The 20,131-nt window shown below is 40.6% G+C and carries 17 protein-coding genes; 10 read left to right on the forward strand and 7 right to left on the reverse strand.

What is annotated here, in order from left to right; genetic code table 11:
- Positions 1-21: 21 nt before the first annotated feature.
- The gene (locus V2H41_RS00175; RefSeq protein ID WP_330973086.1) at positions 22-2,394 is read right to left on the reverse strand and encodes a M1 family metallopeptidase; all 2,373 of its coding nucleotides are present in this window, start codon (positions 2,392-2,394) and stop codon (positions 22-24) included.
- A gap of 86 nt (positions 2,395-2,480) precedes the next feature.
- On the reverse strand, positions 2,481-3,062 hold the full coding sequence (locus tag V2H41_RS00180) for a HupE/UreJ family protein (RefSeq protein WP_330973087.1): 582 nt from the start codon (positions 3,060-3,062) through the stop codon (positions 2,481-2,483).
- A 195-nt stretch (positions 3,063-3,257) separates the two neighbouring features.
- Here V2H41_RS00180 and V2H41_RS00185 point away from each other — a divergent pair, with 195 nt between their 5' ends.
- Positions 3,258-3,770, forward strand: coding sequence for a DUF6702 family protein (locus V2H41_RS00185; RefSeq protein ID WP_330973088.1), 513 nt, complete (start codon positions 3,258-3,260; stop codon positions 3,768-3,770).
- 90 nt (positions 3,771-3,860) lie between these two features.
- Positions 3,861-5,798 (forward strand): M1 family metallopeptidase, encoded by a 1,938-nt coding sequence (locus V2H41_RS00190; RefSeq protein WP_330973089.1) that lies wholly within the window; start codon positions 3,861-3,863, stop codon positions 5,796-5,798.
- Positions 5,799-5,848: 50 nt separating this feature from the next.
- Here V2H41_RS00190 and V2H41_RS00195 read toward each other — a convergent pair whose 3' ends face one another.
- Positions 5,849-6,229 (reverse strand): hypothetical protein, encoded by a 381-nt coding sequence (locus V2H41_RS00195; RefSeq protein ID WP_330973090.1) that lies wholly within the window; start codon positions 6,227-6,229, stop codon positions 5,849-5,851.
- Positions 6,230-7,477: 1,248 nt separating this feature from the next.
- Here V2H41_RS00195 and V2H41_RS00200 point away from each other — a divergent pair.
- Together V2H41_RS00200 and V2H41_RS00205 are read left to right on the forward strand one after the other, a co-directional pair.
- Entirely contained in the window at positions 7,478-8,137 is a 660-nt protein-coding gene (locus V2H41_RS00200) for a phosphatidylserine decarboxylase family protein (RefSeq protein WP_330973091.1), read from the forward strand.
- A 60-nt stretch (positions 8,138-8,197) separates the two neighbouring features.
- On the forward strand, positions 8,198-8,626 hold the full coding sequence (locus tag V2H41_RS00205; protein ID WP_330973092.1) for a nuclear transport factor 2 family protein: 429 nt from the start codon (positions 8,198-8,200) through the stop codon (positions 8,624-8,626).
- Position 8,627: 1 nt separating this feature from the next.
- Here V2H41_RS00205 and V2H41_RS00210 read toward each other — a convergent pair whose 3' ends face one another.
- From V2H41_RS00210 to V2H41_RS00225, 4 genes are all read right to left on the reverse strand, one after another.
- Positions 8,628-9,221, reverse strand: coding sequence for a tetratricopeptide repeat protein (locus V2H41_RS00210; RefSeq protein WP_330973093.1), 594 nt, complete (start codon positions 9,219-9,221; stop codon positions 8,628-8,630).
- Positions 9,222-9,252: 31 nt separating this feature from the next.
- Positions 9,253-10,266 carry a VWA domain-containing protein gene (locus V2H41_RS00215; RefSeq protein ID WP_330973094.1) on the reverse strand — a complete coding sequence of 338 codons (1,014 nt, stop codon included), beginning with the start codon at positions 10,264-10,266 and terminating at the stop codon, positions 9,253-9,255.
- Positions 10,267-10,292: 26 nt separating this feature from the next.
- On the reverse strand, positions 10,293-11,225 hold the full coding sequence (locus V2H41_RS00220; RefSeq protein WP_330973095.1) for a penicillin-binding transpeptidase domain-containing protein: 933 nt from the start codon (positions 11,223-11,225) through the stop codon (positions 10,293-10,295).
- Positions 11,226-11,370: 145 nt separating this feature from the next.
- Positions 11,371-12,531 carry an acyltransferase family protein gene (locus V2H41_RS00225; RefSeq protein ID WP_330973096.1) on the reverse strand — a complete coding sequence of 387 codons (1,161 nt, stop codon included), beginning with the start codon at positions 12,529-12,531 and terminating at the stop codon, positions 11,371-11,373.
- Between the two features lie 148 nt (positions 12,532-12,679).
- Between V2H41_RS00225 and rfbB the strand changes: the two genes are divergently transcribed.
- The 6 genes from rfbB to recG all read left to right on the forward strand — a co-directional run bounded on the left by rfbB (position 12,680) and on the right by recG (position 20,114).
- Entirely contained in the window at positions 12,680-13,768 is a 1,089-nt protein-coding gene (rfbB, locus tag V2H41_RS00230) for a dTDP-glucose 4,6-dehydratase (protein WP_330973097.1), read from the forward strand.
- A 117-nt stretch (positions 13,769-13,885) separates the two neighbouring features.
- A complete protein-coding gene (gene rfbA / locus V2H41_RS00235; RefSeq protein WP_330973098.1) occupies positions 13,886-14,746 on the forward strand; it encodes a glucose-1-phosphate thymidylyltransferase RfbA in 861 nt (286 codons plus the stop codon).
- 47 nt (positions 14,747-14,793) lie between these two features.
- Positions 14,794-16,116: a UDP-glucose dehydrogenase family protein gene (locus V2H41_RS00240; protein ID WP_330973099.1), complete on the forward strand. Its 1,323-nt coding sequence runs from the start codon at positions 14,794-14,796 to the stop codon at positions 16,114-16,116.
- A 2-nt stretch (positions 16,117-16,118) separates the two neighbouring features.
- Positions 16,119-17,102 carry a UDP-glucuronic acid decarboxylase family protein gene (locus V2H41_RS00245; RefSeq protein WP_330973100.1) on the forward strand — a complete coding sequence of 328 codons (984 nt, stop codon included), beginning with the start codon at positions 16,119-16,121 and terminating at the stop codon, positions 17,100-17,102.
- 243 nt (positions 17,103-17,345) lie between these two features.
- Positions 17,346-17,849: an RNA polymerase sigma factor gene (locus V2H41_RS00250; protein WP_330973101.1), complete on the forward strand. Its 504-nt coding sequence runs from the start codon at positions 17,346-17,348 to the stop codon at positions 17,847-17,849.
- 150 nt (positions 17,850-17,999) lie between these two features.
- Entirely contained in the window at positions 18,000-20,114 is a 2,115-nt protein-coding gene (gene recG / locus V2H41_RS00255) for an ATP-dependent DNA helicase RecG (protein WP_330973576.1), read from the forward strand.
- Positions 20,115-20,131: the final 17 nt, after the last annotated feature.

Below are 20,131 nucleotides of genomic sequence, written 5' to 3' on the forward strand. Positions count from 1 at the left end.
TTTGGCGTCGTTAGTGTTATATTATTGGGCTAATTGCATCGGATTTTTGCCGGTGTTTTTACTACGGCGGCGGCCAGGAGCTTCTACTTCTTGTGAGTAAGCCTTAAATCTGGTAGGTGCTGGCATGGTACGCCATGAGTTATTGGTGACATCAATGTCGGCGGTTTCCTGATAAGGATCGAGTTGTATAGATACTACCTCCTTATTCTTAACGAAGAATTTCTTCACCTTTTCTTCATTTAAGCGCCAGATTTGAGCTGGAATACGGTCAATTTCTTTAGTTCCATCTTTAAATGTCCACTCTATAATAATAGGCATAACCAGTCCGCCTTTATTGCTAAAACTAAGTTCGTAGAAATAACTGTTAGCAAACTTCTCTTTTGCTTCTGGTGTGAGTGCGGTAATGGTCATAGGGATTTCTACGGGGAATGTGTGCGAGGTGTCTATTTTTTCCAGTCCTCTTGCATAACGCCAGTAGAAATCACGGGCGGCGGTATCTATATCGGTGTAAAATTTGATATTCTTATCCTCGCGGTTGCGAATTTTAGAGATATCGTCATAAGGGTTAGTAGCCGGAGGATCTACTTTTCTTTGTATAGTGTAGGGTTTTGGCACTTCACTATTCAGCTCCGCTTTAGCATATTTTACGGTATCCAACGAAATATCTACAGGGTCAATACCGTAGAACCAGCCTCTCCAGAACCAGTCTAAGTCTTCACCACTAGCATCTTCCATAGTGCGGAAGAAATCTGCAGGGGTGGGGTGTTTAAAGGCCCAGCGACGAGCATACTCTTTAAAGGCAAAGTCGAATAGTTCGCGTCCCATGATGGTTTCGCGTAAAATATTTAATGCCGTAGCTGGTTTTGTATACGCATTCGGACCAAAGCGAACGATATTTTCAGAATTGGTCATGATGGGTTCCAGTTGATCTTTGGGCAGCTTCATATAATCTACAATTGCGCCAGCCCATCCTTTTTTGGTAGGAAATTTATTATCCCAAAGCTCTTCTGTCAGATATTCTACAAAGCTATTCAGCCCTTCATCCATCCAACTCCATTGGCGCTCATCACTGTTTACAATCATAGGGAAGAAGTTGTGTCCCACTTCGTGAATAATAACGCCGATCATTCCGTTCTTAATGTTTTCGCTATAAGTGCCATCTTTTTCAGTACGGCCATAGTTAAAACAGATCATGGGATACTCCATGCCGTTTTCAGCTTCCACGCTTTGTGCTACAGGATAAGGATAAGGGAAGGTGAAATCGGAATATGTCTTGATAGTATGAGCTACTACACGTGTAGAGAATTTTCTATATAAGCCATAAGCTTCTTTGCCATAAAAGCTCATGCACATCACTTTCTTTCCGTTAATCATTTGAGGCATACCATCCCAAATGAATTTTCGGGAAGAGGTCCATGCAAAATCTCTGACGTTTTCAGCTTTAAATATCCAGGTTTTCTTTTTAGTGCTTTTGGATTTTTCAGCTGCGATGGCTTCATCCAAGGTTACGATTTCTACAGGTTCTTTAGCATTAGTGGCCGTTTTGTAACGGGCCAATTGTTGCGGTGTTAGTACTTGCGGATAGTTCTGACATTCACCTGTGGCAGCTACGATGTGATCGGCAGGCACCGTCATTTGTACATTGAAATTTCCGAATGTGAGTGCAAATTCTCCGCGACCGGTATACTGATGATGCTGCCAACCCTGAAAATCGCTGTATACGCAAACACGAGGATACCATTGAGCCATGGTATACAAGTTATTGCCATCTTCAGGAAAATGTTCATAACCCCCGCGTCCACCGTATTTCATGCGATCGGTGATTCGATAAGACCAGTCGATCTTTATCACATAACGTTGTCCTGGTTTGAGTGGTGTGGGAAGGTCCACACGCATCATGGTTTTATTGATAGTATATTGTAAAGGATTGCCTGTTGCATCGGTTAATTTTTTTATTCTTACACCATAGCCATTATCTACCTTACCGGTGGCTTCTATCATGGATGCCAGCATTTCATCGGTCATAGCTTGTGGCATGGTAGAAGCGTTTTGGTAATTGGCGTTATTGATATTGCTGTGTTCGTTTTCGTCCAGCTGAAACCATATATAGGTAAGCACATCGGGCGAATTGTTGAAGTAGGTTACCGTTTCGCTACCTGTTAGCACATTATTATTTTCGTCCAATTCGCACTGAATGTCATAATCTGCGCGTTGTTGCCAGTACTTGGGACCAGGAGCTCCGCTAGCCGTACGGTATTCATTGGGTGTGGGTAAAATCGTTCCTAGCTGTTCGAATTTATTACCATGGTTGCTGTGCGGATTATTGCGAATGTCCTGCGACCATGCGGTCACAAACAGGGTACAGGCAATGGCCAATAATGAAAGGTGTTTCATGTATTTATATTTCTTTATAGCTGTTCATATTGTTATAGGAAAATATTTTATGACAGCCTTTACAAGGAGCACGGTAATAAAATATTTTATCCAAAAGACGGTATTCGTTCTATTGCCATTTTTGCAGCAAAGACCAGCACGACGGCTGAGATTACGAAAATATAAATTCTTTGAGGAATTTTGATGATATCTAGCAATAATTTGCCAATCAGCAGTATGATGAGTACAACTACAATTTGGCCCACTTCAAGACCTACATTGAATCCAAATAAGCCCCATCCTAGAGACTGATCACTGGCCAACATCATTCTTATCGAATTGGCAAACCCCAAGCCATGTATCAGTCCAAAGAACAAAGCCAGAAAATAATTGGTATTGACGTTTTTTACGGGTTTCCCATTGATAATATTCCATAGTGATGTTAGTACAATGGTAATAGGAATCAAAAATTCCACCCAGGAAGAAGGCAGCCTGATAATATCCAGCACACTAAGAGCCAGTGTGAGTGAATGCCCAATGGTAAAAGCAGTTACCAGTACGAGCACTTTCTTCCAGTCTGAAAATGTATAAACAACAGCCAATGCCAGAATGAAAAGCTGATGGTCCAGAGCATCTGTACTGACAATATGTTTCCAGCCCTCAGTAAAGTAAAAACTGAAATCCGTCATAAAAGCAGGTTATGGGATATATTGTATTTTGTTTAATGCAAAAAATGACCGGTAGAATTGTTAGCATATGACGCTTTCCACTCACCCTTGCAATACAAATATGCTGTTTTTTTAATAATCCGCCTGATTTTTCAGCTAATTTAGTAGCGTGAATTACGTGAGCGGTATAGAGGCTCAATAATCTGTGATTAAATTATGTCAGTGGTATTTTTCGTACATAAGTTGCTATTAAGCTTGTATTTTTTGGGGAATAGTATGCATCCTTATCATGTAAGTGCTACAGAGTTGGAGTATGAGCCTCAGCATAAGCGTTTAGAAATCAGTACGAAAATATTTACGGACGATTTTGAGCATATTCTCTCCAAAACTTACAAACAGAAAGTAGATCTAACGCGTGAGGATTGGAAGCCTCAGATGACCAAGCTTATTACACATTATATAGTTACACATCTTAGCATTAAAAACAACAACCGGCAGCTGTCCTTAAAATTATTTGGATGGGAAATTGATCATGAAGCCGTATATGTATACCTGACAGCCGATGCACCTACTTTTGATCCAGCACAAATAATTGTAGAAAAAAGCGTGCTATATGATTTGTTTGATGATCAAGTGAATATTATTCATTTTATTTACAATAAAAAACGGATCAGTACCAAATTGGTTTATCCTGAGAAAAAGGCTATAATATCCTTTACCGGAAATTGATGCAACCTACCAATCATAAAATTTTTAATAATACATATACAGTAAGTATATAATTTAGTTCTTTGTTGTAAACAGTAAAAGTTTTTATACATGAAAAACAAGTTTATCCTAACGGCATTGTTGTTTACGCTGTCTGTATCACTATTGGCCCAGAGCTCGAAGTATAATGCTAAGGAAGCATTTAATCCACATTTTTATCCTTACCCGGGAACTGAGTATCGTAGTGCATCCGGTGAGCCGGGACCGAAGTATTGGCAGAACCGGGCCGATTATAAAATTGAATGTACCATCGATACTGTCCAGCATGAAATTCGTGGTAAACAAGAGCTTACTTATACCAATAACAGTCCTGATCAGCTAAAATTCCTTTGGTTACAACTAGATCAAAACATTTATAAGGAAGATTCAAGAGGAACGGCAACTACTACAGCATCTGGTGGGCGTTGGGCGAATCGAAATTTTACGGATGGACATGTTATCAAGTCTATTACCGTAGAAGCAAACGGTAAGAAATATAAGCCTCAGTATCAGATTACCGACACCCGTATGCAGGTATGGTTACAGGAAGCGTTGAAGAGCGGTACTAAGGTGAAATTGCATATTGAATTTGCATTCACCGTGCCCACATACGGAACCGATCGCATGGGACGTCTGCAAACCAAAAACGGATGGGTATACGAAATTGCTCAATGGTATCCACGCATGTGTGTGTACGATGATCTACAGGGATGGAATGTATTACCTTATTTAGGTCAGGGTGAGTTTTATTTAGAGTATGGTGATATCGAATTTACCGTTACTGCACCGGCAGATATGATTGTAGTAGGTTCCGGAGAATTGTTGAATCCGCAAGAATGTTTTACTGCAACCGAAGCTAAAAGATATGCCGAAGCCAAAAACAGCGATAAAACGGTTATTATTCGCAGTGCCGATGAAGTAAATAAGGGTATTAAACCTTCGAAAGCTACCAATACTTGGAAGTTCAAAATCCAGAATACCCGTGATGCGGCTTGGGCTGCTTCGAAAGCTTTTATTTTGGATGGAGCTAAAATCAATTTGCCTAGTGGTAAAAAGGCCTTAGCTCTGAGTGCATATCCGGTAGAATCGGATACTCCTGATGCTTGGCGACGCAGTACAGAATTTACCAAAGCTTCAATAGAATATTATTCTCAAAAATGGTATGAATATCCATATCCTGCTGCTGTAAACGTAGCCGGTATTGTAGGTGGTATGGAGTACCCGGGTATTGTGTTCTGTAGCTACAGAGCCAAAGGTGCTAGCCTGTGGGGTGTAACAGATCATGAGTTCGGCCACATCTGGTTCCCCATGATTGTGGGCAGTAATGAAAGAAAATATGCATGGATGGATGAGGGCTTCAATACCTTCATTAATGATTTGTCTACAGAAGCCTTTAATAACGGTGAATTCAAGGATCAAGCTATTGTGCCTGAGAATGCAAAAAAGGCACAGTTTGGAGATAATATAGATGAGTTATTCAATACGCCCGATGTGATACAGCAACGCAGCTTGGGAGTATCCGCTTATTTTAAACCCTCACAAATGTTGCATGCTTTAAGAAATAATGTGTTAGGAGCTGAAAGATTTGACAGAGCACTGAAAGAGTATATTCAGCGTTGGGCATACAAACATCCATCTCCGTGGGACTTCTTCCGTACTATAGAAAATGTAGCAGGTGAGGATCTGGCTTGGTTCTGGAGAGGATGGGTATTTAATAATTGGAAAATAGATCAAGCTGTTAAAGATGTAAAGTATAGAGACAATGTTCCTGCCAATGGAGGCTTGATTACTATCGAAAATCTTGAAAAAATGCCCATGCCTGTAACTGTACTGATAAAAGAATCGAACGGAAAAACGCACAATCTGAAATTACCGGTTGAAATCTGGCAGCGGGGTAGTATATATACTTTCCCTGTGGGTACTACCAGCGAGATTACAGAAGTAACGCTGGATCCGGATAAAACACTTCCGGATTGGGATCGTTCCAACAATAGCTGGCTGAAAAAATAAAAATTACGATTATCGTGATATTATCCCCGCAAATTTTTGTGGGGATTTTTTTATGGAATTTTTTCATGTGGGTTTCTAATAAGTAAATACAACAAGATGGCACAGATGGATAATGCGCAGGCTGTGAGCCGCCACCAAAGAGGTTTTGCAATAACGCGTAAAAAATTTTCAATCAGAATTGATATGACACCAATGGAGAATTTGGAATATCTGCCGATTACGTCCTGTTTTCTGCAATGGATATTCCAAAATGAGTAAGGGGTATTAAAGGTTTTTAAAACGGCTTCTTGTTGTTCGTTGTTGACGATAATAATTGCTGCATTTGGGTTGGATATGGGTAGTTTTGTTTGAACCGTATAGATTGATTTAAGTATTTCAATGGTTTTATTGGGCGATAAGCCGGTGTGCTTTTCTTTAAAGATTCTTTCCATTTCTTTATAGATTTTATTGCTACAATAGCACTTGCAAGCTACACGTGTGCGGTAGGATTAAGCGATACAATCTCGTAGCACCTTAAAGGTTTAGGTGGTTTGTATAGATATAGAAATTAAATGGGTATTGTGAGCCATAGGAATTTCATAAACGTTAGTGAGGATTCGTTAATGATTATTGGTGGCGGAGCTTACCTGCTGCTACTACAAATTAAACAGAGCAATAAGTGGTTTTGATACTAATGCGTGGTTGTGTTCTAATCTCTATTTTATACAGCTAAATGAAACCTCTTAATACAGAATTACTCTACATTCGCAAGCTGGTATTTTTTCGGTAATAATTGGGTTTATTATTGTATTACCCTACTTTACCAATTACGCTTTTTATAACGAAACAGTTTTTTACAATACCTATTCCAGCCAGTTAGCTTTTGAGAAAATGCAGGAAATTTTTGCCAGCCAGCAAAAAATATAATTGGCTCGGTTATTTGTTCTTACCACTTCTGTTTTATATAAAAGTACTGTACAATACCTGCGTTGTTGTCACGGGTTCTTTGTTAAGCGAGTCAAAAGTCTGTTTCAAAAGCAATTTTAATGTAAGCCTTAAAGCCGAGTATGTTTTTATTGTTATGCTGTTTGTAAAGTTTTTGGTGTTAGGCTTTTTAAGGAGGTAAATACACTGGAAGATTTAGGCTTTTTGCCGGGGTCGCTGGCCAATTTGTACAGCCTGAGCGAGTTGCCCAAATGGGCGGTATATTTTTTGCAAACATTAAATATATGGGAGTTGTTGTTTTGCTGGGAGGGTACGACCTAGTATGCTTTGCAGTTTGGTGTTTCTAAATCGGTGGCTTTTCAACGTTTTTGCATACCCTATCTTCTTAATTGATCCGGAGGGCATTGTATAGAAAACCCTAATTGTTAATTTTAGATGAAGCTACCTCAGGCATGGATAGAAATAGTGAACAGTTTGTTTTACAACTATGGAATAGTTTAAAAAAGCAAATGGCTATAATTTTCATTACTCACCGTCTGCACGTTTTAAAATTATTTTGTGATAGGATATATTTGCTTGAAGATGGGTAACATCATCTGGCCATCATAACGAACTAATATCATCTGATAGCCTTTATAGCAGGTATTGGAAGGATATACAAGCAGTAGGTTTATCCGTGTAATAACATAATTATCCAACTATTGCACCGATGCCCAAGAAGCTTTAATTTCGCTGCACAAACAAAGTATTAGCACATGACATTACATCGCGAAGGGAAAGGCTCCATTATTATAGCCGTAATTTTATTTCTATTGATTAACAGTATTGCTTGTAAATTTCTACTGCCTAATCATACATTTATTTTTTATTTGTTGTTAGCAATAACTTTCGCGTTGCTGGTATTGGTGGTTTCTTTTTTTCGTGTGCCTGCCAGAAATTATACGATTAATGAAAATGCGGTGATTGCTCCCTGCGATGGAAAAGTGGTAGTAATTGAAGAGGTGCAACCAGATGAATATTTTTCCGACAGAAGGCTACAGATATCTATATTTATGAGCCCGCTGAACGTACACGTGAATCGTAATCCGGTGAGTGGAGAAGTGGTGTACAGTCAGTATCATAAAGGAAAATATTTGGTAGCCTGGCATCCTAAGTCTTCTACCGAAAACGAACGTCACACCAACGTATATCGCACTAAAAACGGTAAAGAGGTATTGACAAAACAGATTGCCGGAGCACTGGCTAAGCGTATTGTAAATTATCTACCGGTAGGTGCCAATGTACAACAGGCTGACGAAATGGGCTTTATTAAGTTTGGTTCACGTGTAGATGTATTATTGCCTTTGGATGCCAAAGTGCAGGTGAAAATTGGTGATATTACTAAAGGAGGTGTGACTGTACTGGCCCACTGGTAATTACTTTCTTGCCTAATACGAAGTTTACCTTATTTAATGAACCTTAAAAAAATTATATACATGAAATACCTGTTTTTGCTCACTATGCTGATCAGTTCTTCTTTGATATATGCACAACGTAGTTATGTGGAGCAGGTGGAGAAAGCTGTAGCTAGATTTACCAAAGCGATGGAAGACAGTGATATCAAAACACTGAGCAGGATGACATCACCTAAACTTACCTACGGACATTCGAGCGGCAAAGTGGAAACTAAACAGGAGTTTTTGCAAACTTTTAAATCTGGAGCTACGGATTTTGTAAAAATCAATATTACTGATCAAACTATTGATGTATCAGGAACTACCGCTATTGTGCGTCATCTTTTGGATGCAGATACCAACGATAACAATAAACCCGGGCACGTAACTTTAAAAGTAATGACGGTATGGCAAAAGCAAGACGCCGGCTGGGTGTTATTGGCTAGGCAAGCGGTAAAACCAGCTCATTAAGTTACCAGTCCTTTCCTGCACTACCCATATTTTGCCTTTTTTGAGAAGAGAGCTTACTCTGTGTGTTTTTTTCTTTTTGTTCCAGTCTTTCTAACTGTTGTTGAGCCTGGTTCTTATTGAGCTTGGAGGAAGAAGGCTGAGGTCTGTCGTTGTTACTGCCACCACCGCTTTTGTTTCGTTGCGATAGTGCTTTCTGCAGGTTCTCCCGGGCATTATGGTCTTGCGCATTAAGACGTAAGGCATTTTTATAAGCTTCGATGCTTTCTTCAATTTTTTCCTGATTACTGTATACTACCCCCGTATTGTAATAAGCGCCGGAACGAAGTTCAGGAGCAGCATCAGGTGCGGTGCTCACCTGCTGATATACTTTTAAGGCCTCATCATATTTTCTTAATTTATACAATGCAGTGCCTTTATTGAGTAAAGCTGTGTAACGGAGACGTTCATCCGTTACCTTATCATATTCGGCTATTGCTTCCAACAGCATACCTTTTTTGAAAAACTCATTTCCTTCTTTGATATGAGTTTCCTGTTTCTGAGCAAGGGAGATGAGGGGGAGCATCCCAAAAGATAATATGATAATTATTGGCTTCATTTAATCTGGAAGCATCTTTATATGATGGATGTTATGAACTTCGCCGTATTTTCCCGTCCGGCAATAATTGTTCCACAATAAGTAGTACCAACATAAGCCCCACGAATATCCAGAAATAATAAGTAAAGCTCATGAGTTTGGTATCACCGGTTACACGTGTGGCGATTTGCGATAAGTTATCACGAATTGTTTCAACAGCATGGTCAATATTTTCCAGACGTACATATACGCCCTTTGTGTTTTTTGCTATCTGCTGCAGTTCTTGTTCGTTCAGCCGCGATATAATTTCCATGCCTGTTTCCACATCGATCTTTCGGCCGCCGCTTACACTGTCGTCTGGAATAAAACTTCCCATAGGTGAACCAATACCTACTGTATTCACCATTAATCCGCGAGAAGCTAGTTCTTTGGATATGTCCAGCGCTTCTTCATCATGGTCTTCTCCGTCCGATATCAGTATTACGGCCCGATATTTTGTATCTCTTTCCCCAAAGGCATTTAGGCTTTCCTTTAATGCATCACTGATCACGGTACCTTTCATAGGTACGGCATCGGGCGAAGCTTCCTGCACAAACATTTGAGCAGCGCCATGATCGGTACTTAACGGCATTTGTACATAAGCTTTTCCGGCAAACCATATCAACCCTATACGACTATCGGGCATAGCATCCATCATGCGGCCGATAAACTGCTTAGCTCTTTCTAATCGGGAGGGTTGAATATCTTGCGCCAACATACTTTTACTCACATCCAATGCAAATACCAAATCAATCCCCTCTCGCTGAATACCATCATTGCCACCGGGTTTACGCAGATTCATTACTGCTATTACGCCTGCAAGAAAGGCTAAGCATAATATTATAAACTTAAACACAAAACGTCGGGGACTATAATGCCGCATCATGGCACGTACCAATTGTGGCTGACCGATTCTTTTGGTAACGCGCTTTTTCCATTTTAAAACATAGGCAAACAGCAACAGCAAGATCACCAGGGCTGTAGCAGCCCATACAAAATAAGGATATTGAAATTGCAGTTCGCTCATGATTTTTTTACATTGTTTAAGGGTTATTACATTTTACCCTCGAAAAAGCCGTATTCCTTCAAGATGTCTTTTAGTATTTTCAATCGTACGGTGCTCATATCATAATTCGGGTCGGGCGATTCCACATTCAGAACGAAGAAATATGGGTGTTTATTTTCTTCAATCCATCCAACAATCCAGCCGAGTGCGTGATTTTCATTGGTACGCGCCCATCCGGTTTTGTAGGCCAATCGGTAGTTTGCGTTGTTTTCAAATAACATCGCATTTTTAACCTTTTCTTGGTTGATTTTGAAGAAAGGCAATTCGTTGAAGTAGAGTTTTTTGACAACACCCAAATTTTGGTCGGGTGTAATTTTGAGTGAATTATCCAACCAAAAAGTATCAATTTGTGTAATCTTATAAAGCTTTTTGTTTTTGTCTGCTCCATACTGTAAACTATCCAGCCAAAACTGCATTGTATCTTTCCCAATACGGCGTGCTACTTCTTGATAGTAAGGAACAGATGATACGCGGAAGGCCTCGTACATAGGGAGGTCTTTGTTCCACTCGTCAATAGACCTTTGTACACCATCCCAGGGAATCACCATACTATCACTGGAGATGACGCCGGTTTGCAAGCCGATGAGTGAATTAATAATTTTAAAGGTAGATGCAGGCAGATAGGTACTATCGCGATAACGTTTCAGATTGTAAACAGTGAATTGTCCAGTGCCGTTATTATAAAGAGCGAAACATCCATAAAGGTTGTGTTCATCAAAATATTTCTTCAATCCTTCATCTTCTTTCACATTGTTGAGCTTGCAGGAAGATAGCAAACTCACTACTGCAATTACTGCAAGCATACAAATGATCAAAGACGAGTGCTTTTTGTGTTTAATAGTAGTACTGTTGCTGAACGGAGCGTCGCAATTACGTTTCATAGAATTACTAAAGCTGGGGTCATTATTAAATGTGTTCATATCATTCATGTGTTCTGCAAAAATAAGTGTAGTGGAACGGATAGGCTAGTTTTAGAGTTTTTTTAACGTATGCAAAATTAGCCCCGTGCTGCGGAAATGGAGGATTTTACCACAGCCATGAATGTGAAAATATTAGAAAGAAGTGTCAAACCTTGATATAGATCTTCTTTTTGTCTAGCCACCAGCAAATAAACCACATAAAGATGATGATGCACACGGCATACATTAGCGAGCCTAGGCGTGGATCACCGGGAAGATGCATCCAAACTTTCTTGTAAAGAAAATTCCAGAAAGTGGTACCGTCTTGCGCTTTAAAAAGCGATGCAGTTTTGGGTAAGAAGGCGCTCAGCGCAAAAATGAATAAAGGATTTTTGCCAAATACTTCAAAAAAACGCGTAGGGAAACCTTTGTACTGCTTTACTTCTACGAAGTAAATCATAGTGGCCAGTGTAATCATCGCCAGCCCTGAAGTGTACACGGTAAAAGAGCTGGTCCATATTTTTTTGTTGATGGGGAAAAGCATGTCCCAGCAAAAACCGGTTACTAAGAGCGCCACGCCGGCGATGAATAAACCGGTAAGTGTTTTATAAATGGCATTCGGTTCGGTACTGGAAGCATTATTTCTGATATAGATACCCGTAAAATAGCCGAGAATTACCTCTACAATTGCCGATAATGTACTTAAAATACCCTCCGGGTCGAAAGGTACACCTTCGCCTTTGTACATGTGGGGTACGTGTAGAATAGCTTTATCAACCTGTGTGCCCCACCACCCTTCCAGACTGTAGGGGTCGGCAGGGTTCGCTATCAAACAAATGCACCAATAACCCAGCAATAATAAAAGTCCGGTAAGGAAGGCGGCTTTGGGTTTTAGATAATAAACGATAACCGAAGCAAAAAAATAACAAAGTGCGATGCGTTGCAGTACGCCTAAAATGCGCACACCACGTTCAGGGTTGCTCTGACTGACCCAGCCAATGGGCTCCAATACGCCTTCGTGCCATCTTACAAAAGGATACCAATTTAGAAATAGCCCAATACCGAAAATCATTAATGTTCTTTTGATCACCTTTCTCCAAAAGGCCGCATCACCACCCTCTTGTAACCTCGGCATTACAAAAGCCATGGCATTACCCACTGCAAATAAAAAGAACGGAAATACTAGATCAGTAGGAGTGAGGCCATGCCATGCGGCGTGCTTTAATGGAGGATAAATATGGGACCAACTGCCGGGATTATTTACTAATATCATTAAGCATACTGTGGCTCCTCTGAAGATATCAAGAGATTGATAACGTACTTTCATGAAACGAAGGCTTCAGCTATTATAAATTAAGGGATGTCGGTTTTAAAATTACATAACTTTATTGAGCCATAGTAAAAATTGCTATAGGACTATTAATTTCCCCGAACAATAACATACAACTATCTTTGTCATTTAAAGTGTGAACTAAATGTATCAAAGAACCGTATTTATTACAGGAGGTGCGGGCTTTATAGGCTCTCATGTAGTGAGGTTATTTGTGAATAAGTATCCGAATTATAAAATTGTCAATTTGGATGCTTTGACCTATGCAGGTAATCTGGAGAATTTGAAGGATGTTGAAGATAAGCCGAATTATGTGTTTGAGAAGATAGATATTGTGGATGCGGTTGCCGTTAATGAATTATTTAAAAAGTATCAGCCGGACGGAGTAATTCATCTGGCTGCAGAAAGTCATGTGGACCGCTCCATCCATTCTCCTCTGGATTTTGTATACACCAACGTCATCGGAACCGTAAATCTGCTCAATGCAGCAAAGGATTTGTGGTTGGGTACAACGCACCCTTCGGGAGGAACTTGGGAGCAAGCACGGTTTCATCATGTATCCACGGATGAGGTGTATGGCTCATTAGGCGAAACGGGTTTCTTTACTGAAGCAACACCTTATGACCCCCATTCACCCTATTCAGCATCCAAAGCGGCTTCGGACCATTTTGTAAAAGCTTATGCCGATACTTATGGCTTGCCAATAGTGATTACTAACTGCTCTAATAATTATGGACCTAATCATTTTCCGGAAAAGCTTATTCCGTTAATGATTCATAATATCATTCATAATAAACCGCTCCCCGTATATGGTGATGGGAAAAATACGCGCGACTGGTTATACGTAATTGATCATGCAAGAGCTATCGATCTTGTGTTTCATAAAGGACGTAATGGGGAGAAATATAATGTAGGAGGTTTTAATGAGTGGAAAAATATAGATCTAGTAAAGCTGTTGTGCAAACTAATGGATGAGAAACTGGGCCGCCCCGCCGGTACCAGTGAGCAGTTGATTACTTTTGTTAAAGATCGCCCGGGGCACGATTTGCGTTATGCTATTGATGCTACAAAAATTCACAAAGAACTGGGCTGGTCTCCCTCGGTAACTTTTGAGGAAGGATTGTCACAGACTATAGATTGGTTTCTTAATAATCAGGAGTGGTTGAATCATGTAACTAGTGGAGAATATCAGCAGTACTATAAGAAACAGTACAATTTGGATGCACCAAAATAATGTCTACTGTAGTATGGTAGTATAAAAAATGTGTGGGTTTGCAGGATATTGTGGTATAATTTTAGCCTGTAGTGGTAATATCTAATAACAGGCTTTTAAAATTTAAAGTATATCGAAATGAAAGGAATTATACTCGCCGGAGGCTCTGGCACTAGACTTTATCCTATTACAAAAGCAATCAGCAAGCAGTTAATGCCGATATACGACAAGCCTATGATTTATTACCCATTATCGGTGTTGATGATGGCCGGAATTCGTGAAATACTAATTATTACTACACCAGAGGATCAGGCAGGGTTTCAGCGGCTACTGGGTGATGGGTCGAGAGTGGGATGTAGCTTTAGTTATGCTGTGCAGGAAGTCCCCAATGGTCTAGCTCAGGCGTTTGTAATTGGCGCCGATTTTATAGGCAATGATAAGGTTGCCCTCATACTAGGTGATAATATTTTTTATGGTACTGGCTTAGGCACACAACTAAAAAAGCTTACTGATATTGACGGGGGATATGTATTTGCTTATCCCGTAAGTGATCCTCAACGCTATGGCGTGGTAGAGTTTGATGAGAATATGGTGGCAGTGTCTATTGAGGAAAAACCGCAGTACCCCAAATCTAATTATGCGGTACCGGGCTTATATTTTTATGATAATTCCGTAGTGGATATTGCTCGTCAACTAAGGCCGTCTGCGAGGGGGGAATATGAAATTACCGATGTCAATAAAATTTACTTAGAACAAGGGAAATTACACGTGGCTGTATTAGATAGAGGTACTGCCTGGCTGGACACCGGAACTTTCGATTCACTCACCGATGCGTCGGAGTTTGTGCGCGTTATTGAGAAACGTCAGGGTTATAAGATAGGATGTATAGAAGAAATTGCCTGGCGTAATGGGTTTATCACTAAAGAACAACTCAATGCTTTGGGTGACGAACTTATTAAAAGTGGATATGGTGCCTATTTAAAGAATCTGAATAAATAACTGTTTTTATATTCATTTAGTTTCATTAAACAATATTCAATTTAATTATGAAAATAGCTGTAGTAGGAACCGGATATGTAGGTTTGGTCACCGGAACGTGTTTTGCAGAAACAGGAAACATTGTTCATTGTGTCGATGTTGATAAGGAGAAAGTTAGTAAGCTAAAAAAAGGTATTTGTCCTATTTATGAGCCGGGATTAGATGTATTATTACATAGAAACATTAAAGAAAATCGTATTGTTTTTACCACGGATTTAAAGCTGGCAGTTGATAAATCCGATATCATCTTTCTCGCACTTCCTACACCCCCAGGCGAGGATGGCTCCGCCGATCTAAAATACATTTTAGAAGTAGCACAAAAACTAGCTACGATAATTACCAAGTATAAGATAATTGTTAATAAAAGCACGGTCCCAGTAGGAACTGCTGACAAAGTAACTGCGATACTGGCAGAGAAGTTGCCGCGGGAACTGTTTGATGTAGTATCCAATCCTGAGTTTTTACGGGAAGGAATTGCAGTGGATGATTTCTTAAAGCCTGACCGTGTAGTTATTGGTACTACTTCCGAAAGGGCAAAAACTATCATGCATGAGCTGTATCAGCCGTTCGTGAGGCAAGGCAATCCTATATACTTCATGGATGAACGTAGCGCCGAGATGACTAAATACGTTGCCAACTCTTATCTGGCTATGCGTATTTCATTTATGAACGAAGTGGCTAATCTTTGTGAACGTACGGGTGCTAATGTGGATCTTGTAAGAATTGGCATTGGCAGCGACAGCAGAATTGGTAAGCGTTTTCTTTTTCCAGGAATCGGATATGGCGGTAGTTGTTTCCCCAAAGATGTAAAGGCGTTGCATTATACCGCTAAAGCCAATAAGTATAACTTCAAATTGCTGGACACTGTTATGCAGGTTAATGCCCAGCAGAAGAAAATTCTTTTTCAGAAAATAAAAAAATACTATAAAAATGACTTGAAAGGCAAGCAGTTTGCCATTTGGGGGCTGTCTTTTAAGCCTGAGACAGATGATATCCGAGAAGCCCCCTCTCTAGAACTGATACAGGACTTGTTGGATGCCGAGGCTAAAGTATCTGTTTATGATCCTGTGGCGATGGGGAATGTCAAAAAAGTTTTCGGTAGTAAAGTTAAATACCAAAAAAATCAATATGAGGGATTAAAAAATGCCGATGCATTGGTGATTGTTACGGAATGGAGCGAATTCAGAAATCCTGATTATGAGCGTATGGTAAAATATTTGAAATCGAAAGTTATATTCGATGGCAGAAATGTTTATAGCCTAGAGAAGATGGAGGAGCTGGGATTTTATTATAACAGCATTGGTAGAAGAACTATCCACGGTAAACAATGAGCATGAAAAAGCGGGTGTTAATTACCGGAGCCGCCGGTTTTTTGGGATCACATTTGTGTGACAGATTCATCCAGGAGGGGTATTCTGTCATAGGGATGGATAATCTTATTACGGGGGATCTTAAAAATCTAGAGCACTTGTTTCCGCATCCCGACTTTGAGTTTTATCATCACGATGTAACCAAGTATATTCATATATCTGGTAGACTGGATTATATCCTACATTTTGCTTCACCGGCTAGTCCTATTGATTATATGCGCATTCCTATTCAAACCCTCAAAGTAGGGGCGATGGGCACGCACAATTGTTTGGGACTGGCAAAAGCAAAAGGGGCCCGCATTCTCGTTGCTTCCACCAGCGAAGTGTATGGCGATCCGCTGGTGCATCCGCAGTCCGAAGAGTACTGGGGGAATGTCAATCCGGTTGGTCCAAGGGGTGTGTACGACGAGGCTAAACGATATCTGGAGTCCATCACCATGGCGTATCATTCTTTTCACAAGGTGGATACGCGTATCGTGCGCATATTTAATACATATGGCCCACGTATGCGGCTCAATGATGGCAGGGCGCTGCCCACCTTTATTGGACAGGCGCTCCGTGGAGAGAACATTACGGTATTCGGCGATGGTTCCCAAACTAGAAGTTTTTGTTATGTCAGCGATTTGGTTGAAGGCATTTACCGGCTGCTCCTAAGCGATTATGTGTATCCTATCAATATTGGTAATCCCGATGAAATTACATTGAAGGATTTTGCCGAAGAAATTCTGAAACTTACAGGCAACACCGTAAAAATTGTATTTAAACCCTTACCTCCCGAAGATCCCAAGCAAAGAAAGCCGGATATTACTAAGGCCAGAACCATCTTAAACTGGGAACCCACGGTAAGCCGAGCCGAAGGACTACGAAAAACCTACGAATATTTTAAATCCCTTCCTCCCGAAGAATGGTATAAGCAACCAAAAGAATTTCAATCTCGTCAGGAGTAAAGAAAAGAGGCCGGTTGACATCTTTTCCAGATCACATGTAATTCCTGATTGGTGGCAGTGTGTACTTATTGTCATGTATGAGGGTTTATTTTGGCATAGTTGAGAGGCGGTTTCGCCTGTTTTATGCAGTAATGGCATATCTCCCCAATCGGTAAAGTTTTTGTAATATTTTTCGCGGTCGAGATTTACTTGGTATTTAAACAGTAATTTTGGCCCTCATTCTTCACCCCTTAAACAGGCAGCATGGAAAAAGAAAAGGAATTCAGTGAGTTGTTGGTTGACAATGCCGGTTTTTTAAAACCTTTCGCTATTAATCTTACGAAGAATAACGAAACAGCCAACGATCTGTACCAGGAAACCCTCTACAAAGCCCTGGCAAACAAGGAAAAATACAATTCTGGTACCAATATTAAAGCATGGTTATTTACAATCATGCGAAATATCTTTATCAATGACTACCGACGTAATGCAAAGCGTAAAACCGTATTTGATAATACTCCGGAAGATTATCTCATTAACATGCGTCAGGTATCTGTCTCCAACTCTGCAGAAAGCACGTTAAGGTTAAAGGAGATTGAAGCTGCCATCGAGAATCTGCCGGAAACCTTTAAGGTACCTTTTCGTTTGTATTATGAAGGTTATAAGTATCAGGAAATTGCGGAGTATTTGGATGAACCTCTGGGTACGATTAAAAGTCGCATTCACTTTGCCCGTAAGCTACTGAAAGAACAAATCAATCGATATTAAGATATTCTATCCCGCCCCTGTGCGGGATTTTTTATTAATTGCTACAACAAATTTGTGTGCGGAAAGGCAATGCTCAGAGCCTTTTTATGATGTATACCAATTAAATTCGCAGTTCTTAATAGGGTATTCATCATCGCGCCGAGTAATAACATATTATCCAGTCCCATTGTCTACCTCAAGGGGGTAGGGCCTCAGCGTGCCGAGCTTTTGCAAAAAGAGCTCAATATCTTTACTTTTAATGACTTATTGCATCATTTTCCGTATAGGCATGTGGATAAGACCAAGATTACTACTGTCGCCGAAGCGGAGTTTATGCTACATTCCGGAGGCAAGCAAGATGCCTATGCTCAATTTGTAGGTGTATTGGGGCCTTTTGAAGTGATAGGAGAGAAAAGAGCGCGTAGACTGGTATCTTACCTTAAAGATAAGACGGGAACCATAGAGCTTGTATGGTTTAGTGCCATTCATCTTATTCAGAAGATTTTGCGTCCTGGTACACCTTATATTGCCTATGGGAGGTTAAGTTCATTTCAAAATAAAGTACAGATCGTACATCCCGAAATGGAGTTATGGGCACCAGAAAAACTGGCCGGTAAAAGTTATTTGGAGCCTATTTATCCATCTACCGAAAAACTAAAAGCCAAAAATCTGGGAGGCAAGCAAATTGGAAATCTTATACAGGCACTCTTGCCTCAGCTTACTCCCAATGATCTTCCCGAAAATCTTCCTGCGAATGTCATCAACAACCTGAAACTCATTTCTCGATTCGAGGCCTATCAGTATATTCATTTTCCTCCTTCTCAGCAGCACTATTTGGCTGCCCTACGGCGCCTCAAGTTTGAAGAAATTTTTATGGCTCAGATGCGGCTGAATTTATTGCGCTCGCAACGTCATCGTTTTTCAAAGGGGGTGGTGTTTGAAATCGTAGGACATTATTTCAATACTTTTTACAAAAATCATCTGCCTTTTGAACTTACCGGAGCCCAGAAACGTGTATTGAGAGAGATTCGAAACGATACAGCTCGCGGGCGACAGATGAACCGTTTGTTGCAGGGCGATGTGGGTAGTGGTAAAACCATTGTAGCCTTGTTGAGTATGCTTTTGGCTGCCGACAATAACTATCAGTCGGTAATGATGGCACCTACTGAAATTCTCGCCCGACAACACTTTCAAGGAATTGCAGATCTGCTGAAAGATATGGATATTAGGGTAGCGTTGCTTACGGGTTCGGTAAAAGGTAAGGAACGTAAGAGCATCCTGCAAGGTGTTTCGGATGGGAGTATTCAACTACTTATCGGTACCCATGCAGTGATTGAAGATGCTGTACAGTTTAAAAACCTAGGTTTGGTGATTATTGATGAGCAACATCGCTTTGGGGTGGCTCAACGGGCGCGTTTGTGGGAGAAAAACGAAATTCCACCTCATGTATTGGTAATGACGGCTACCCCAATACCGCGAACGTTAGCTATGACAGCTTACGGCGATTTAGATTATAGCGTCATCGATGAGCTGCCTCCGGGGCGACAGCCGGTGCATACCATACATCGGTACGATCATGAACGTAGCTTGGTGATGGATTTCTTAAAAGCGGAGATAGCCAAAGGCCGTCAGGTGTACATTATTTTCCCGCTCATTGAGGAAAGCTCCAAGCTGGATTACGAAAACTTGATGCGTGGTTATGAAGAAATCAAAACTTATTTTCCCGAACCGCAATACTGGATAAGTGTGGTGCATGGCAAGCAACCTGCAGCTCAGAAAGAAGAAAACATGCGACGGTTTGTAGTGCATGACACACAAATCATGGTATCTACTACGGTGATAGAAGTAGGTGTAAATGTGCCTAATGCCACCGTAATGGTTATAGAAAGTGCTGAAAAATTCGGTTTATCCCAGTTGCATCAGCTGCGGGGGAGAGTGGGGCGCGGCTCTGAAAAAAGCTATTGTATCTTGCTGACAAGTCGCAAATTGAGCAATGATGCCCGTGAGCGCATGAAGATTATGACAGCTACTACCAACGGTTTTGAGATTGCCGAAAAAGACCTAGAACTACGAGGGCCCGGCGATATCGAAGGTACCCGCCAAAGTGGTATGCTAAACTTTAAACTGGCGAATATCGTCAATGACAGAAGCATGGTAGATGCAGCAAAAAAAGTCTGCGAGGACTTATTAACCGATGATCCCGACCTTATGAAGCCCGAAAATGAGCCTCTAAAACTTTATTTGCAGTCGCAGAAAGGAAAAACCATCTGGAGTAAGATCTCATAGGCTTTATCTGTCTTTTA

The sequence above is a fragment of the Niabella digestorum genome, from assembly GCF_036409055.1.
Classification (GTDB): Bacteria; Bacteroidota; Bacteroidia; order Chitinophagales; family Chitinophagaceae; genus Niabella; species Niabella composti.